Consider the following 16,029-nt stretch of genomic DNA (forward strand, 5'->3'; position numbering starts at 1 on the left):
CCACAACGTTGTCCTCGACGACGACCGGGGTGGCGCTCGGCGGCTCGATCACGCCGGCGATCACCGCCCCCGCGCCTATGTGGCAGTCCGCGCCTATCTCGGCCCGGCCGCCGATCACGGCGTTCATGTCTATCATGGTGCGTTCGCCTATGACGGCCCCGATGTTGATCACCGCGCCCATCATCACCACGGCGCCCTTGCGAACATCCACCATCCCGCGTATGACCGAACCCGGCTCTATGCGCGCCTCGTAGCTCGGCAGGTCCGCCAACGGCACCGCGGAGTTGCGCGCAGTGATCTCAAGGTGCGACGCGCCTATCCTGCTCGAGTTGGCCTCCATCGCCCCTTTGACCACGTCGAGATCCCCGACCAGCAGGCCGAAATCCGAGCCGCCGACGAAGGTCGCGCTCCCCCAGTCAGCCCCGGCGAGGTCGCCCGCGACGTAGGCCTTCGCGGGAGTGCACTTCTTGGACTCCTTGATCAGGCGGATTATCTCCTCCGTCCGCACGACAGCACCTCCTCGAACGAATAGAAGCCGGGCGCGGCCCGGGCTGCGAACTCCGCGGCCTTCAGCGCGCCAAGAGCGAACACGCTGCGCGATATTGCCCTGTGGGAGAGTGTCAGCACCTCGCCGTCGTTGGCGAAGACCGCCGAGTGATCCCCCGGCACCCCGCCGACCCTGAGAGAGTGAGTCGGGCAGTCGCGTCCGGTGGCATCCCGCAGCATGATTGCGGTCCCGGAGGGCGCGTCCTTCTTCTTGTTGTGGTGCGTCTCGCAGATCTCAAGGTCCCAGTCGGACAGAAGAGGCGCGAAGTCGCGAAGGATCATCCGAAGCAGGGTCACACCAGTCGCGAAGTTGAAGCTCTGCACCACGGCCACGCTTTCGCCCAGTTTTTTCAGCTCGCTCATCTGATCGTCCGACAGGCCGGTGGTGCCTATGACCAGCGGGCAGCCGAACGTGCGGGCCGCCTCCAACGTCGAGGGCAGAGCCGAGGGCAGGGAGAAGTCCAGCAGCACCTGCGGGGTCCCGTCGACCCTCTCGCCGTCCAGGTCGAGCGAGTAGCACAGCTCGTGAGCGGCGAAGGCCCTCTTTATCTCGCCGCCCATCCTCCCCGCGGCGCCTACTATTCCGTACCTCATAGCGACGTACCGCACTCCTTCATGGATGCGTCAACTATGCCCATGCACCTCTCCGATGCGGGCACCAGCGGCAGGCGCAGCTCGTTGGCGCACAGCCCTAGCTTCGACGCGGCGTACTTCACCGGGATCGGGTTCGCCTCCACGAACAGGTTCTTCATCATCGGGAAGAGCCTCAGGTGAAGCTCCCTCGCCCTCGCCGTCTCTCCGGCCTGCGCGAGTCTGATCATCTCCGACGTCTCGCGCGGCATCACATTGGACAGCACGGATATGACACCGTCGCCGCCGCTGTTCACCAGGTGGAAAGCCTGGTCGTCGTTGCCGGACAGCACCGAGAAGTCGGGGCGCTCCCTCTTGACCGTCCTGAGGAGAGTGTCTATCTGCGCGACGTCGCCCGACGCCTCCTTGACCGCTGCGATGTTCTGAATCGCGCTCAGTCTGAGGATAGTGTCCGGCGCTATGTTGGACCCGGTGCGTCCCGGCACGTTGTAGACTATGATCGGCTTGCCGACGCTCTCAGCCACCGCCTTGTAGTGCTGGAAGTACCCTTCCTGTGTGGGCTTGTTGTAGTAGGGTCCGACGACGAGCAGCCCGTCGGCGCCCAGCTCCTCCGCCTGCCTGGACAGGGCGATCGTGCTCGCGGTGGCGTTCGTCCCCGTGCCGACGACCACGGGCACCCTGCCCGAGACTGTCTCAAGGGCGAACTCCACGATCTTCGGCCTCTCATCGGCTGTCACAGTCGGGCTCTCTCCGGTGGTCCCGAGGACGACCAGGAACTCCACTCCCCCGTCGATCTGCCAGTTCAGGAACTTCCCGAAGCTCTCGTAGTCCACGCTCCCGTCCTTGAACGGAGTAATCACCGCAGTACCAGTACCTCTGAACATCTCCCGCACCTCCCGGTTGTTTTGTCTACTCTCCGATAAAAAAAGGCCCGTCCCATAAAGGGACGAGCCTGAACTCGCGGTACCACCCTGATTGGGCGCAAATAACCGCGCCCCGCTCGGGCCCTGTGACGGAGGCCCAGACCGTGAACGTACTACGGACAGCGCAAGCGCGCAACCCTTTCCGTCCAAGCTCACCGGTCTTTGGGCCCCCCTCCCCGCCGCGCGAGCGCCTCTCAGCCGGTGGACGCTCATCTCTGTCGCGGCGCCTCGTGGAAAGAGGCGGTCCGGATCATCGCTTTTTCATGCTGGACAATATAGCGATACATAATAGGAGTGAATCGCATATTTGTCAATAGCAAAATTGCCGCGTGTAACGGGCCACCGGTCGGGCTTGACAAATAAGTTGTCATCAATAAGAATTGTGTACGCAACCATTTGTATATTTTGCCTTATGTCGCGTGCGGGCGTCTCGCCATTTCTGCCAGCGTCCGGCGCTGCGGAAGGCTGAAGGAGTAGTCTCGTCATGGGCTTTCGAAAAGTCGGCGAATTGTTCAATCGTTTCGTGATGAATCTTGAGCTGTCCACTCCGTTCGCGGCCATCCGGCGCGGCATGATATGCGCCATCCCTCTTATTATGGCGGGTACTATGGCGCTTGCGCTGCAATTCCTCCCGATAGACTCATACCAGCGATTCTTGACCGTTGCTTTCGGCGGCGCCCTGAGGAGGGTGCTGGTCTTCGTCCAGCACGGAACTCTGGACATTCTCTCGCTGATCCTGGTGGCGGCGATCGCCCACGCATACGGAGTGGAGAAAAACTCGTCCCTCAAAGAGAAGCTGAGCCCCTCAATCCTCTCGCTGACGGCATTAGGCTCCTTCGTACTCTTCCAGTTCATATATACGGAGGCGCCCCTGCTCACGTGCATGGAGGGCTCGAAGGTGGCCGCGGCGATCGCCGCCGCGCTGGCATCGTCCGCGATTTTCACGTGGATCTGGGAGAAAAAAACCATGGGCCTGAGCGTCCACTCCGCCGATCCTCTCTCGTTTCACACGTCTTCGCTGGCATCGCTCCTTCCCACGATTGCGACCTTGGCGGTATTCTCCCTCGCCGCCGTGCTGTACAGAGAGCTGGCGCCTGGCCTGTTCAGCACGGAGGGTTGGGCCGGAAGCGCTTTTTCAAGGCTGGCGTACATGGGCTCGGCGCTGGGCAGCGGGATCGTGTTCGTCTTCCTCACGCACCTTATGTGGTGCTTCGGCATTCACGGCGCCAACGTGCTGGACGCGGTGGCGGTCGACCTCTTCGTGCCCGCCGTCGGGATAAACCAGGAGCTCCTTGCCGCCGGACTCGCGCCGACGGAGATCATCTCCAAGTCGTTTCTGGACGCCTTCGTCCTCATGGGGGGAAGCGGCGCCACTCTCTGCCTGATGGCCGTGATCCTGCTGGTCGGGAAGAGCCGTTCGCAACGGCGGCTGATGAAGCTGTCGGCCATCCCGTCGCTTATGAACATCAACGAGCTGATCATATTCGGCGTGCCTATCGTGTTCAACCCGGTCTACTTCATACCCTTCACCCTGGTGCCGGTCCTTATTACGATTACCTCCTACGCGGCGGTCGCAAACGGGCTGGTCCCCCACACGGTAAACCACGTGGAGTGGACAACACCGGTTTTCATCAGCGGATACATAGCTACCGGCTCGATGAGGGGTGCGCTGCTGCAGGCCTTCAACCTCGTGCTGGGGACTCTCTGCTACCTCCCCTTCTTCATGATGGCAAAGTCGGCCTCCGAGAGGAAGAACGCCCGGATGCTCGACAAGGCCTACAGGATGATAGAGGAGGACCAGTCGCACCTGATACTTCAAGAGGACAGCGAGACGTTCAGCTTTCTCCGCTCGCTGGCCCTCGACCTTGAGAACGACCTGGCTCATGAAAAACTTGAGATGTACTACCAGCCCCAGGTCGACAGGGACGGCAGGATCTTCGGCGTCGAGGCCCTGCTCCGCTGGAACCACGCGAGCTACGGATTCATCGCCCCCCAGCTTGTGATCAGGCTGGCCGAGTCGGTAGACATGATAAAAAAGCTGGGATACTGGATAATCGAGAAGGTGTGCGTGGACGTGGTGCGGATGAAGGAGGCGGGGCACGGGGACATAGTCTTCTCTATCAACGTCTCGCCCGTGCAGCTCGAGGACAGGCACTTCGCCCAGACCCTGTTGACGCTTCTCGAGATGCACTCGGTAAAACCACCGTCCATCGTCGTCGAGATAACGGAGGAGTCGGCGCTCTCCCATAGCCCGGTGCTGATCGAGCAGCTGAAGACCCTGGTGCAATACGGGATAAAACTGGCGATGGACGACTTCGGCATGGGGCACACATCCCTGAAATACATGCGCGACTACAGCTTCGACACGGTGAAGATAGACGGCTCCATCGTGAGCGGCGTGCTGGACAACAAGAAGAACGCGGACATCATATCCGCCATAGTCTCGCTCGGAAAGACCATGTCCTTCTCGGTGGTAGCCGAGTACGTGGAGGAGAATGAGCAGCTGCAGGCGTTACGGAACCTGGGCTGTGTTCAGTACCAGGGCTTTCTCTTCGGCAGGCCTGTGCCCTTCGAGGACGCGCTTGACATCGTGCATGCGAAACAGCCCTTGAAAGGCGAAAAACAGGCTCGCACCAGGCCCTGAATCCCTTGACTTTTCAGGCTTCAGTGATATTCTGCTCATGAACACCGAGACTATTGTAGTGAAAAGGGCCGGGCCGTTTGATTATCGTACCATCTGCGAAAATAGCAGAAAAATAAAGGAGGAATGAGCTATGAAGTTGTTTGTGAAGGCTTTACTGGTAGCAACTCTCTGTCTTTTCGCGACGGGCGCGTGGGCTCTGACGGTCGATGATATCACCTACATGACCGAGGACTACCCGCCGCTGAACATGACCGGAGAGGATGGGACACCCACCGGCCTTGCGGTCGACATCCTGGCGGAGATAATCAGCAGGATGGGAGGGAGCAAGACCGCGAAGGATTTCCAGGTCATGCCGTGGGCCAGGAGCTACAACGAGGTCCAGAACACGCCTAACACTTGCCTCTTCTCAACGACAGTGACCGAGGAGCGCCTGCCGATGTTCAAGTGGGTGGGGCCGCTGCACGTGCTGTCGTTCGACGCGGTCGCGCTGAAGAGCAAGGGGCTGAAGGCCGACTCCGTCGAGGACCTTGTCGACCTCAAGACGGGAGTCATCCGCGACGACCAGGGAGACAGCCTGGCCAAGGAGGCCGGGATTAAGGAGATCGACAGGGTGCCCTCGAACGACCAGAACATCAAGAAACTCAACGAGGGAAGGATCGACATCTGGATCTACAGCATAGGCAGTGCTAGAACCCTTGTGGAAGAGATGGGTCTCAACCCGGACGATTACGAGTCCATCTGGAACCTCAGCAGGAGCGATGTCTCCTACGCCTTCCACAAGGACGTGGACGACGAGCTGCTGGAGGCGATGCAGAAGGCCCTCGACGAGATGAAGGCCGATGGCACTCACGCGGAGATACTGAAGAAGTACGGACAGTAGCAGGGAATACCAATAACGCACGAGAGGCCGCTCCGACAGGGGCGGCTTTTTTATATCTCCACCCGCACTCCGTCCGTCACCTGTTCCGGCGGGTAGATTATCACCATGTCGCCCTCCTCCAGTCCCGACAGCACCTCGGCGAATCGGCCGTCGTTCGGCCCTGTCTCCACCCTGACCGAAGCCGCCTTTTCACCCTCCACCCGGAAGGTCATCCACTCTCCGCCCCGCCGGAAGAGTGCACCCAGCGGCACCAGCAGGGCATCCTCGCTCCTGCGGAGTATGACCCTCACCTGGATGCGGTAGCGGTCTCCAAGCCTGTATCCGGGCGGCACTGGATCGGTGAATTCGATGCGGACCTTGACCCGCTGCTCCTCCACGCCGAGCGCGGATACCTTGGTGAAGCCGCTGCGCTCCACCAGCGTCACCCGCCCACGAAGCGGCCACTCCCCTCCCCAGCCCTCGACCAGCACCTCCGCGCCGACGGGCACGGCTGCCGCGTCCGTCGAGAAGAGGTCCACCTCGCCCTCCAGGTCCTCCGGATCGCCCACCTCCATGATGGGCGTGCCGGCGAGGACGGTCCGGGCGCTATCCTCGTGCACCTGCAGCACATAGCCGTCGACCGGCGAGAGGATGCGGACCCTCTCGCCCCCGCTCTCGTCCCCCTGAATAAGGAGAGAGGCGGCCTGCTGCACCTCGAACTCCGCCATTCTGAGGGAGAACTCGGCGGCCTTGGCCTCGCGGGACGCCAGCTGCATCCGGCTCTCCGCTATGTCCCACTCCTGCTGCGAGACCCCGCCCGAGGGCATGAGCCTGTCCAGCCTGTCAAACTGCTTCTTCGCAAGTTCGAGCGAGACTTGTGCCCGGTCGAGCTCCGTCCTGCGAAGGGAGCGAGCCGCCTCCGCGGCCTTGATCTGCGACTCGGCAGTGGCGCGCAGCCTGGGAGTCAATAGCCCGGAGGACTCGGCATTCATCGTCGCCAGCTCGGTCTCGCCTGCCTTGACCGCGTCCCCCGCCCTCAGACTCGTGCGGTTCAGAAGGCCGCTCACGGGCGCGGAGACAGTGTACCTGTGCCTGATCCCGGTCTTCCCCTCCTCGACGACGGATACGACGAGAGCGCCTCGTTCGACCGCGACCGCCTCCACCTTGACCGGTCCTGGCCAGGCCAGGTAGACCACGAGAGCGATAGCGGCACATGCGATAGCGATGCCCGCCAGTCTTTTAAGCGTCTTCCTTCGGCCGGAGCCGTTGTCTTTGCTTTTCAACTTAACACCACTCCGTTTCCCTGTCATTCCGCTGACTTGAGCGCCGACAGCAGGTCCAGTTTCACGATCTTCGCATGCACCGCGGCGAACGAGCAGAGTGTCGAGAACAGCACGTTGAGCACGGTGATGACATAGGTCTTTGCATGAAGAATATAGGGGAGGCGTATGACCTCCGTGTTCGCCGAGTCGAGTATCAGCTTCGAGAGCCAGGTGCCCAGCAGAAGTCCCGGCCCTGTTGCGAAGAGCGTGAGCAGCCCAAGCTCGGTCAGCAGTATAACCGTGGCCTCTCGCCTGGTGAAGCCCAGCACGCGGAGAGTGGCAAGAGACCTCGCGCGCTCGGAAAGAGCGACTCTCGCGCCGTTGTATATCACCCCGAACGCCACAACAAGGGAGAAGAAGTAGTAGACCACCTGCTGAACCCCGACCATCTCCACGGTCATCTTGATGAAACTCTCTCTCTCGCTCGCCGCGGCGGACACGCTCGCTATGGCCGGAGCACCCTTGACGCTTCTCCAGAAATCTTCCATGCGGGAGTCGTCCACCCTCAGGTACGCCCCGCTGGAGGTGCCTCTCTCCCCCAGCAGGCGGCGCAGCTCGTCTATCTCCATGTACGCCGCCATCCCCGAGTAGTCCGTAACCAGCCCGGCGACCACGGCTTCCAGAGTCGGGCGGCTTCCCTCTCGAACATCGACCAGAACATGGTCGCCCGGGGAGACCCCCAGGGCCTCGGCCAACGCCGCGGACAATAGCAGCCCCGTGCCCGGCAGGTGAACGAGCTCGCCCTTCGCGTCGAGGATTCGACTGTACCTCTGTTCGGCGGGCAAGCCTGTCACCGCTACGCTTCGCTCCGCATGGCCGTTGCGCATCAGAACCGGGACGGTTCGAAACGGCTCGCAGTCCATCACGCCCGGAAGTCGTGCAACGGCGGGCAGAGCATCCGCTCCCAGCGGCTCCACGAACATCACGGTGGCGTCCTGCCGCCGGCTCATGCCCCACTGGAAGTCGACAAGGTAGTCGAGGCCGTCGGCCATCACGCCCGGGAAGACCGGGATGGAGGCCGCGAGGGCGAGTCCGAGCACCGAGAAGAAGGACTGCCACGGCCTTCTCTCCAGGTTTCGCAACGCAATGCGGCACGACGGCGAGACCAGACTGTGCAAGCCCAGCTTTTCCATGAAGGACGGCGCGTAGTCCACCGGCGGCTCCGGTCGCATAGCCTCGGCAGGGGGAAGGGACGCTGCCTGGCGCACCGCGCCGATCACCCCCAGAAATGCCACCAGCAAGCTCGCGATCATCGCGGGCATCAGGGCGCCCCAGTCGAGCCTCATAGTCAGAGCGGGGAGATTGAAAACGCCCTGGTAGAGCGGGAGCATGGCCGACGCACCCCAGATTCCCAAGATACCCGCCAGCAGGATCCCAAGGGCGAGAGGGACGACCGCGAACTTCATATAGTGAATCGCCGCCGCGAACGACGAGTATCCAAACGCCTTCAGCTGAGCGATCTGCTCCCTCTGAAGCTTCACCAGCCGCGTGAGCGACGCGCTGGTCATGAAGGCCGCCACTCCAAGGAAGATCAACGGAAAGAGCACGCCGAAGCTCTTAAGTTGCTCGATCTCGTCGTCCAGCAGGCGAGCGGGCCCATGCCCCCCCCTGTCGAAGGCGGAGAGCCCGCCGTAAGGCAGCAGCAGCCGATCGATCTCGGCCTTGACATCCTCGACGCTCGCGCCCGGCGACAAGCGCACCGCCAGTGTGTTGAACGCCCCCGAAAGCCCCAGCGCACGCGACAGCTCCCTCTCGGTCATCCACAGGATCGCGAAGCGCTTCGGGTCGGGCAGCAGTCCCCCGGGAGGGATCTCTATAACGTGCTCGGGGGAGATTGCGATTCCGCAGATGCGCAGCCGCCGTCTCATCCCGTGGATAGTTGCGTCAAGCAAATCCCCGAGCTGAAATCCGTGAGCCTTGGCGAAGGCCTCGTTGACCACGACCTCGTCCCTGCCGCCGTCGTCCGGTGTGCGCCCCGACTTCAGCACAATTCCGTTGAGCCTTCGGGCGCGTCCCGCGGGTAGAGAGTTCACGAGGCAGCTCACCGGCTCCCTGAAGCCCGGCAGGTCCAGAACCCCCGCCCCCTTTACCCCCGTCTCCACTAGGGCCACACCCTCCACGCCCGCAATCACCGGCTCCATGTAGACGGGCGCGCGCTTGAGCTCGCAGAACACGTCGGCGAAGGAGGTCTCCCTGTAGTGCCTGTCCTTGACCGTCTCAAGCGAGGTGTGCAGCGCCCCGGTTATCACCATCATGGCGAAGCCGCACGCCATCACGAACGCCGTGGCGAGAGTCTGCCCCTTCATACCGCGCAGGTCGCGCAGGAGTTTGAGATCCAGCATCCGCAACGCGTATCACCATGAGAGAGAGCAAGCGGGCTCTCGGCTTTCGTTCTCCGTTATCGACTGGATGCGCCCCGCCGACAGGGAGATAACTCGTCCCGCCATCCGAGAGATGACGGAGTTGTGCGTGATCAGCAGTACCAGGGTCCCCAGCTCGCGGTTGACCTTCTCCACGGCCTCGAGGACTGTTATGCCTGTGGTGACGTCCAGCGCGCCGGTCGGCTCGTCGCAAAGCAGCACCTCGGGGCGCTTGGCTATGGCCCTGGCTATAGCCACCCTCTGCTGCTGACCTGCGGAGAGCTGAGACGGGAAGTGGTCCAACCTATCCGACAGGTCCACCAGGTCGAGCGCCTCCTCCGGCGTCATCGGGTCATCCGAGATCTCCGTGACCAGAGCCACGTTCTCGCGCGCAGTAAGGCTGGGGATAAGGTTGTACCACTGGAACACGAAGCCGGTCACTCTTCTTCGGAACAGGGTCAGATCGCGCTCGTCCGCCCCCGAGAGCTCCAAGTCCCTGAAGAAAAGCGTGCCGCCGGTCGGCGTGTCAAGGCCGCCGATGATGTTCAGCAGCGTGGACTTGCCGCTCCCCGACGCCCCCAGCAGCACAGCCAGCTCTCCCTGAAACAGATCAAGGTCCACGCCGTCGAGCGCGCGCACCTCGGCCTCCGTCCCCGGGTTGTACACCTTGGTGATGCCGCGCGCCCGGAAGAGCCACTCCCCTGCGAGGCTCACCGCAGCTCGCCCGGGCACGCCGCTCCGAGTGAGGTTTACGCCCTTCATCGGCCGGTCCTTCTCTTTCGTTCCTTCGTGTACTCCCACCACGGCCTCGGCGAGCCTCCATTCATGAAGTCCGTGACCGACATGAACACATCCATGACGCAAGGGTCGTGACGAGCCCCGGTTCTCTCGCACAGATCCTCGTACATCTTGAAAGGGCACATGCCCCTGAGATCCTCCGGCTTCCGGACGCCGAGAAGCAGAAGATCCCTCTCCGTGGCCGGACCCACGTTGGGGAGGTCCGTAAGGCGTTTCACCGCGCCGCGAACGACTCTCTCCGGGTTCATTCCGCATCACCTCCCGCAGGGCTGCGACAGCGCCCCGTCCGTATTTCTTTTACAGTCAGCGATCACCGGTTATTATACCCCCATTTTTCATGCAGTCCATGGGAGAGCGTCCTTTTCTGTATTATCTTTCTTCGCCCGGCTATTGACATTTTCGTCCATCTCCCTCATAATGCTCGGAAATTCGGCGGTGCCGGGGAGAGGGGGAGGACAGCGATGATATTCGAGACCACACTCAGCATGAACAAAGCTGCCTCCTTCGACCTGCTCCTCGGACGCCGGTTCCCGCCTGGGACGCCGGCAGCCTGTTAAGCTGCGCATCGGCAACCCGAGGCCGGAACCTCTTCAATGGGGTTCCGGCCTCTTTTTTTGTACCTTTTTTCAGGAGAAAACGAAAGGAGAGGGGAAACATGAGGGATTATGTGCGCATTTTCGACACCACGCTGAGAGACGGGGAGCAGGCGCCCGGGATCAACCTGAACACGGAGGAGAAGCTGCAGATAGCTATGCAGCTAGCGAGGATGAAGGTGGACATAATAGAGGCGGGCTTTCCTGCGGCGTCGCCGGGGGACTTCGAGGCGGTCAAAGTCGTCGCCGACAGGGTGGAGGGTCCGATCATCGCCGGGCTGGCGCGCACCAGGAGGGAGGACGTGCAGGCGGCCGCGGCCGCGGTGAAGGGGGCCGGGAGGCCGCGCATACACACCTTCATCGCAACCAGCCCGATCCACATGGAGTACAAGCTCAAGATGACTCCCGACCAGGTGTTGGCGGAGGTTCGTCGCGCGGTGACCCACGCCCGTGGGCTGGTCGAGGACGTGGAGTTCTCAGCCGAGGACGCAAGCCGCTCGGACCCGGCCTTCCTGGGGGAGGTCTTCCGCACGGCGATCGAGTGCGGAGCTTCGACACTCAACATACCGGACACGGTCGGCTACTCCGTGCCGGAGGAGTTCGGGGAGTTTGTCCGAACGGTCATAGGCGCGGCGGGGGCCCCGGAGGGAGTTATCTGGTCGGTTCACTGCCACAACGACCTAGGGCTTGCAGTGGCCAACTCGCTGGCGGCTGTGAGGGCCGGGGCGAGGCAGGTGGAGTGCACAGTCAACGGGCTCGGAGAGCGCGCCGGGAACGCGTCTATGGAGGAGGTGGTCATGGCTCTGCGCACCCGAGGCGACCGGTTCGGCTGCCGCACAGGGATAGACACGACCCGTCTGTGCCCTGTGAGCTCGCAGGTATCGCGCATGACGGGCTTCCCAGTCCCGCCGAACAAGGCCGTGGTGGGGGACAACGCGTTCGCCCACGAGGCCGGCATCCACCAGCATGGGGTGCTGTGCAACAGGGAGACCTACGAGATCATGAACCCGGAGGACGTGGGGGCCTCAGGCAGCCGCCTAGTGCTCGGCAAGCACTCGGGCAAGCACGCCTTCAGGCAGCGCGTGGAGGAGATGGGCTTCACGCTGGACGACGAAAGGCTGAACGAGGCGATGGCGATGTTCAAGTCCCTGTGCGACCGCAAGGAGATAGTCACCGCCGAGGATCTGGAGGCGATGATCGCCGGCCTGGACGAGAGCGCCAGGGCGGTATAGGGCGACGACATGGGAAGGACAATGGCAAGCGCGATAATCGCGTCGCATTCGTCGTCGGAGGCCCGCGAGGGGGAGATCTGCAAGGTGAGCGTGGACTTCGCGTTCGCCAACGACATCACAACTCCCCCGGCCGCCGCCGCCTTCGCGGAGATGGGCGCCGAGAAGGTGTTCGACCGACAGAGGTGCGCGGTGCTGCCGGACCACTTCACCCCGAACAGGGACATAGCCTCCGCCGAGCAGGCCAAAAGAGGCAGGGAGTTCGCACTGTCGCAGGGGATGCTCTACTGGGAGGTCGGCCGAGTGGGGGTGGAGCACGCATTTCTGCCCGAGTCCGGCTACATCCTCCCCGGCGACGTGATCGTCGGAGCGGACAGCCACACCTGCACGGGAGGCGCGCTCGGCGCGTTCGCCACAGGCATGGGCAGCACCGACCTTGCAGCCGCGTGGGCCCTCGGGGAGACCTGGCTCAGGGTGCCTCCGACGATCAGGGTTCGGTTCGAGGGGGAGCGTCCCTCGTGGGTCACTGGCAAGGACATGATCCTCTCCCTGCTCGGGCGGATCGGGGTGCAGGGAGCGCGCTACATGGCGCTGGAGTTCGCGGGCGACGCGATCTCCTCCCTGCCGATGGACGACCGTTTCACCATAGCAAACATGGCGGTGGAGGCCGGAGCCAAGGCCGGCCTCTTCCCGCCCGACGAAACGACGCTCGCCTATGCGAAATCGCGCGCCAAACGGGCGTTCGAGCCGGTCTGGCCGGACAGAGACGCGCCCTATCTGCGCACGGAGACGCTCGACGTGAGCGAGATGTCGCCCGTCGTCGCTCTGCCTCACTCGCCCGACAATGTCAGGCCGGCGAGGGAGTGCGGGTCGCCGAAGATCGACCAGGTGTTCATCGGCTCCTGCACCAACGGCAGGCTGGAGGACATAGCCGCCGCAGCGCGGATCATGAAGGGACGGCGAGTCGCGGATGGTGTCAGGTGCATAGTGATCCCCGCCTCCTACGAGGTATATAATCGTGCCCTGGACCTGGGCTACCTGCGAATTTTCACCGACGCGGGAGCGGTGGTCTGCACCCCGACCTGCGGGCCCTGCCTGGGCGGTCACATGGGGGTGCTGGCCGCGGGGGAGAGGTGCGTCTCCACCAGCAACCGAAACTTCACCGGGCGCATGGGAAGCCCGAAGAGCGAGGTCATACTGGCAAGCCCTCTGACCGCCGCCGCCAGCGCGGTCGCGGGCAGGCTCGTCGACCCGAGAGACGTGGAGGATTAGGATATGAATAAAGTATCGAGGGGCAGGGCGTGGGTCTTCGGCGAAGATGTGGACACGGACGTCATAATCCCGGCGCGGAGACTCGTGTCGGGGGACGAGGCGGAGCTGGGCAGGTACTGCATGGAGGACGAAGACCCGGAGTTCGCCGCCAGGGTCTCTCCGGGGGACATCATCGTCGCGGGGGAGAATTTCGGCTGCGGGTCGTCCAGGGAGCACGCGCCTCTAGCGATCCGGGGCGCGGGATGCTCGTGCGTGATAGCTTCGTCCTTTGCGCGCATATTCTTCCGCAACGCGATCAACACCGGTCTGCCGATCTTCGAGTGCCCGGAGGCGGTCGCGTCCGTGCGAGCCGGGGACGAGATCGAGGCCGATCCGACGGCGGGCGTGATAGTCAACATGCGGAGCGGTGAGACATTTCCGGTCGCGCCCTTTCCGACATTTCTGCAGCAGCTCGTAAAGCGCGGAGGACTGGCCCCCTACGTGCGCGAGGAGCTTGCGAGGAGGAGACAGGCTTGAGCGTTAAAAACTACAGGATAGCGCGGATCCCCGGCGACGGAATAGGCCCCGAGGTGGTGCGCGAGGCGTCGAAGGTGGTGGAGGCGGCGGGTGAGAGGCACTGCTTCCGTGTCGCGTGGGAGGACTACCCGTTCGGCGCGGAGCACTGGCTGCGCACCGGCGAGACTTTGCCCGACTCGGCGCTCGACGAGATAGGAGGGGCGGACGCGCTTCTGCTCGGCGCCGTCGGCGACCCGCGCGTCAAGCCGGGCGTGTTGGAGCGCGGCATACTGCTGAGGGTGCGCTTTCACTTCGACCAGTATGCCAACCTGCGCCCCGCGCGCAGCTACCCGAACGTGCCCCTCCCGGTGCGTCTTCCGTCCGGAGGGAAGCTGGACACTCTCGTGGTGCGCGAGAACACGGAGGATTTCTACATCGGGATAGGTGGCAAGACTCAGGGCGGCAGTCTGTCGCTCGATCTAGCTGCTCGGCGCGGCCTGTACTCGGTCGTCGGGGGGCTGGAGGGGGGCTTCACCGGCGGTGTGGAGGGAGTATTTCAGCTAGGCGTTGCCACCGAGCCGGGGATCCGCCGCGTGACGGCGCGTGCCGCCCGAGCCGCGAAGGAGCGAGGGGAGAGCAGGATCGCCCTCGCGACCAAGTCGAACGTCATGCCGCAGATATACGGCTTCTGGGAGGAGGTCGCGACGGACGAGGCGGCGCGACATGGAGTCTCCGTGACAGCGGTCAACGCGGACGCCATGTGCTACCACCTGGCCCGCACTCCCGACCTGTACGGCGTGATACTAGCTCCGAACATGTTCGGCGACATAGTAAGCGACCTGCTCGCGGGGCTGGCCGGGGGCCTCGGCACCGCCGCCGGGGCCGACATAGGCGACGGGCTGTCGATGTTCGAACCCGTCCACGGCTCCGCCCCCGACATAGCAGGCACGGGGCGCGCCAACCCGATAGCCGCCATCCTCACCGCCGCGATGATGCTCGACCACCTGGGCGAGCGGGAGGCCGCCAAACAAGTGGACGAGGCGCTGGCGACCTATCTGTCGCAATCCGGGCCGAAGCAGTTCCCCTTCGAGTTCGGTGGCGAGGCCAGGACGGCCGCAGTAGGCGACCGGATAGCGGAGGGGGTGTGAACCGCCCGTATCGCATGTATTACCGACCGGTTCGCCGCTCCTTGCAAAACCCCTGTCCGGAGCCTATAATGCAGTAGCGGGATGGAGTTGGATGCACAAGCCGCTCTTTTCGGACAGCAGGCGGTCGCGATGTTGTGTTGTATCCCTCGTCGCCCGGTATCGTTTAATACCACAATCAGCGCAAAGGGGGCGGAGCGCCATCTCCGAACTGAGAAAGATGGATGAAAACTGGAAGGAGATCATCAAGCAGTTCTTCCGGCAGGCGCTTGAAAAGTTCATACCGGAGCTGGCCGAGGACCTGGACGAGTCCAGAGAGGTGACCTTCCTCGACAAGGAGCTCCAGGATCTGGTCGTCTACGTGGACGGGCCGGAGCAGATACCGGACATACTCGCAAGGGTGCCCACGAAGACGGGCCACGACGTCTGGTTGATCCTCCACGTGGAGATTCAGGGACCGGGAGGAGGAGACCTCCCCGAGCGCATGTTCTTCTACAACTCCTCGCTGAGAGTGCTCCACCTCAAGAAGCGGGGAGACGTCTCCGACGTCGTCTCATTCGCCCTTCTGACCGCCAAGCGTCCCGGAGACGAGGCGGAGCGCTACCTTCGGGAGAGCTATCGCAACAGGCTGGTCTACGAGTACCCGTCGCTCAGGCTGTGGGAGCTCGATTCAAGCGAACTCCAATCCAGCGACAACCCTTTCGACTGGGTCCTGCAGGCCGGCAAGTGCGCTCTGGAGGGCGGCAGGAACGAGCGTGTAAAACTGGACTACTTGAAGTCCGTTATAGACAAGCTTGATGCCAAGGGATGGAATCACGACGAGAAGCTGGCTCTGTTGCGCTTCACGGACGCTCTTCTTCATCCGAAGGACCCTCAGTTGCGCAAGGAGTACGACTCATTCAGGGAACAGAGAAGCAAGGAGGGAAAGCCGATGCTTATAAGCGTGGTCGAAGAGAGGGCCATTGAGAGGGGCAAGGAGATTGGCAAGGAGATTGGCAAGGAGATTGGTGAGAAGATAGGCGAGAAAGAAAAGGCCTTCGCCGTCGCATCACGGATGCTTGCCGGCAACGAACCCAAGGAGAAAATACTGGACTACACCGGGATTGCTCCCGAAGAGCTGGACGATCTCATCGCAAGTCGAAAGAACTGAGCTCGCGTTGGGCGATACTGGATCAAGGCAGAGCCCTCGGCGACAACCCCGCCTCGGGATGACAAAACACAGACACCGGTCACGGCTGATGAGGGGAAGTGA

The 16,029-nt window shown here is 62.9% G+C and carries 14 protein-coding genes; 7 read left to right on the forward strand and 7 right to left on the reverse strand.

Translation table 11 applies throughout. From position 1 onward, the window contains the following. From GX181_00730 to GX181_00740, 3 genes are all read right to left on the reverse strand, one after another. On the reverse strand, window positions 1–508 hold a 508-nt coding region (locus GX181_00730), incomplete at its 3' end, for a 2,3,4,5-tetrahydropyridine-2,6-dicarboxylate N-acetyltransferase (GenBank protein NLM70468.1). Then, window positions 490–1,140 (reverse strand): 4-hydroxy-tetrahydrodipicolinate reductase, encoded by a 651-nt coding sequence (locus tag GX181_00735; protein ID NLM70469.1) that lies wholly within the window; start codon window positions 1,138–1,140, stop codon window positions 490–492. The genes GX181_00735 and GX181_00730, both read right to left, overlap by 19 nt. Then, window positions 1,137–2,021, reverse strand: coding sequence for a 4-hydroxy-tetrahydrodipicolinate synthase (locus GX181_00740; protein ID NLM70470.1), 885 nt, complete (start codon window positions 2,019–2,021; stop codon window positions 1,137–1,139). The genes GX181_00735 and GX181_00740 overlap by 4 nt, the downstream gene beginning before the upstream one ends. Before the next feature lie 523 nt (window positions 2,022–2,544). Between GX181_00740 and GX181_00745 the strand changes: the two genes are divergently transcribed. Together GX181_00745 and GX181_00750 are read left to right on the forward strand one after the other, a co-directional pair. Then, window positions 2,545–4,704, forward strand: a complete 2,160-nt coding sequence (locus tag GX181_00745) for a PTS sugar transporter subunit IIC/EAL domain-containing protein (protein ID NLM70471.1) — start codon at window positions 2,545–2,547, stop codon at window positions 4,702–4,704. A gap of 130 nt (window positions 4,705–4,834) precedes the next feature. Beyond that, window positions 4,835–5,584, forward strand: a complete 750-nt coding sequence (locus GX181_00750) for an amino acid ABC transporter substrate-binding protein (GenBank protein NLM70472.1) — start codon at window positions 4,835–4,837, stop codon at window positions 5,582–5,584. Window positions 5,585–5,634: 50 nt separating this feature from the next. On the opposite strand, the gene GX181_00755 is transcribed toward GX181_00750, so the two are convergent. The 4 genes from GX181_00755 to GX181_00770 are packed head-to-tail and all read right to left on the reverse strand — an operon-like array spanning window position 5,635 to window position 10,291. Beyond that, complete coding sequence (locus GX181_00755; GenBank protein ID NLM70473.1) at window positions 5,635–6,846, reverse strand: efflux RND transporter periplasmic adaptor subunit; 1,212 nt, start codon at window positions 6,844–6,846, stop codon at window positions 5,635–5,637. 23 nt (window positions 6,847–6,869) lie between these two features. Further along, window positions 6,870–9,233: an ABC transporter permease gene (locus GX181_00760; protein ID NLM70474.1), complete on the reverse strand. Its 2,364-nt coding sequence runs from the start codon at window positions 9,231–9,233 to the stop codon at window positions 6,870–6,872. A 6-nt stretch (window positions 9,234–9,239) separates the two neighbouring features. Next, window positions 9,240–10,007 carry an ABC transporter ATP-binding protein gene (locus GX181_00765; protein ID NLM70475.1) on the reverse strand — a complete coding sequence of 256 codons (768 nt, stop codon included), beginning with the start codon at window positions 10,005–10,007 and terminating at the stop codon, window positions 9,240–9,242. After that, entirely contained in the window at window positions 10,004–10,291 is a 288-nt protein-coding gene (locus tag GX181_00770; protein NLM70476.1) for a mitomycin resistance protein, read from the reverse strand. The genes GX181_00765 and GX181_00770 overlap by 4 nt, the downstream gene beginning before the upstream one ends. Before the next feature lie 407 nt (window positions 10,292–10,698). Here GX181_00770 and GX181_00775 point away from each other — a divergent pair, with 407 nt between their 5' ends. The 5 genes from GX181_00775 to GX181_00795 all read left to right on the forward strand — a co-directional run bounded on the left by GX181_00775 (window position 10,699) and on the right by GX181_00795 (window position 15,927). After that, on the forward strand, window positions 10,699–11,868 hold the full coding sequence (locus tag GX181_00775) for a 2-isopropylmalate synthase (protein ID NLM70477.1): 1,170 nt from the start codon (window positions 10,699–10,701) through the stop codon (window positions 11,866–11,868). 9 nt (window positions 11,869–11,877) lie between these two features. Then, the gene (locus tag GX181_00780; protein ID NLM70478.1) at window positions 11,878–13,137 is read left to right on the forward strand and encodes a 3-isopropylmalate dehydratase large subunit; all 1,260 of its coding nucleotides are present in this window, start codon (window positions 11,878–11,880) and stop codon (window positions 13,135–13,137) included. A 3-nt stretch (window positions 13,138–13,140) separates the two neighbouring features. After that, window positions 13,141–13,653 carry a 3-isopropylmalate dehydratase small subunit gene (locus tag GX181_00785; GenBank protein ID NLM70479.1) on the forward strand — a complete coding sequence of 171 codons (513 nt, stop codon included), beginning with the start codon at window positions 13,141–13,143 and terminating at the stop codon, window positions 13,651–13,653. Next, on the forward strand, window positions 13,650–14,780 hold the full coding sequence (locus GX181_00790; GenBank protein NLM70480.1) for an isocitrate/isopropylmalate dehydrogenase family protein: 1,131 nt from the start codon (window positions 13,650–13,652) through the stop codon (window positions 14,778–14,780). The genes GX181_00785 and GX181_00790 overlap by 4 nt, the downstream gene beginning before the upstream one ends. Window positions 14,781–14,997: 217 nt before the next feature. Then, window positions 14,998–15,927: a hypothetical protein gene (locus tag GX181_00795; protein NLM70481.1), complete on the forward strand. Its 930-nt coding sequence runs from the start codon at window positions 14,998–15,000 to the stop codon at window positions 15,925–15,927. Window positions 15,928–16,029 lie beyond the last annotated feature (102 nt).

The sequence above is a fragment of the Synergistaceae bacterium genome, assembly GCA_012521675.1.
Taxonomy (GTDB): domain Bacteria; phylum Synergistota; class Synergistia; order Synergistales; family Aminobacteriaceae; genus JAAYLU01.

Excerpts from the sequence above, each read along its gene's own strand:
- GX181_00795 (NLM70481.1), top strand. The coding sequence starts at position 14,998 with ATGGATGAAAACTGGAAGGAGATCATCAAGCAGTTCTTCCGGCAGGCG.
- GX181_00745 (NLM70471.1), top strand. The coding sequence starts at position 2,545 with ATGGGCTTTCGAAAAGTCGGCGAATTGTTCAATCGTTTCGTGATGAAT.
- GX181_00740 (NLM70470.1), bottom strand. The coding sequence starts at position 2,021 with ATGTTCAGAGGTACTGGTACTGCGGTGATTACTCCGTTCAAGGACGGG.
- GX181_00770 (NLM70476.1), bottom strand. The coding sequence starts at position 10,291 with ATGAACCCGGAGAGAGTCGTTCGCGGCGCGGTGAAACGCCTTACGGAC.
- GX181_00750 (NLM70472.1), top strand. The coding sequence starts at position 4,835 with ATGAAGTTGTTTGTGAAGGCTTTACTGGTAGCAACTCTCTGTCTTTTC.
- GX181_00775 (NLM70477.1), top strand. The coding sequence starts at position 10,699 with ATGAGGGATTATGTGCGCATTTTCGACACCACGCTGAGAGACGGGGAG.
- GX181_00785 (NLM70479.1), top strand. The coding sequence starts at position 13,141 with ATGAATAAAGTATCGAGGGGCAGGGCGTGGGTCTTCGGCGAAGATGTG.
- GX181_00735 (NLM70469.1), bottom strand. The coding sequence starts at position 1,140 with ATGAGGTACGGAATAGTAGGCGCCGCGGGGAGGATGGGCGGCGAGATA.
- GX181_00765 (NLM70475.1), bottom strand. The coding sequence starts at position 10,007 with ATGAAGGGCGTAAACCTCACTCGGAGCGGCGTGCCCGGGCGAGCTGCG.
- GX181_00780 (NLM70478.1), top strand. The coding sequence starts at position 11,878 with ATGGGAAGGACAATGGCAAGCGCGATAATCGCGTCGCATTCGTCGTCG.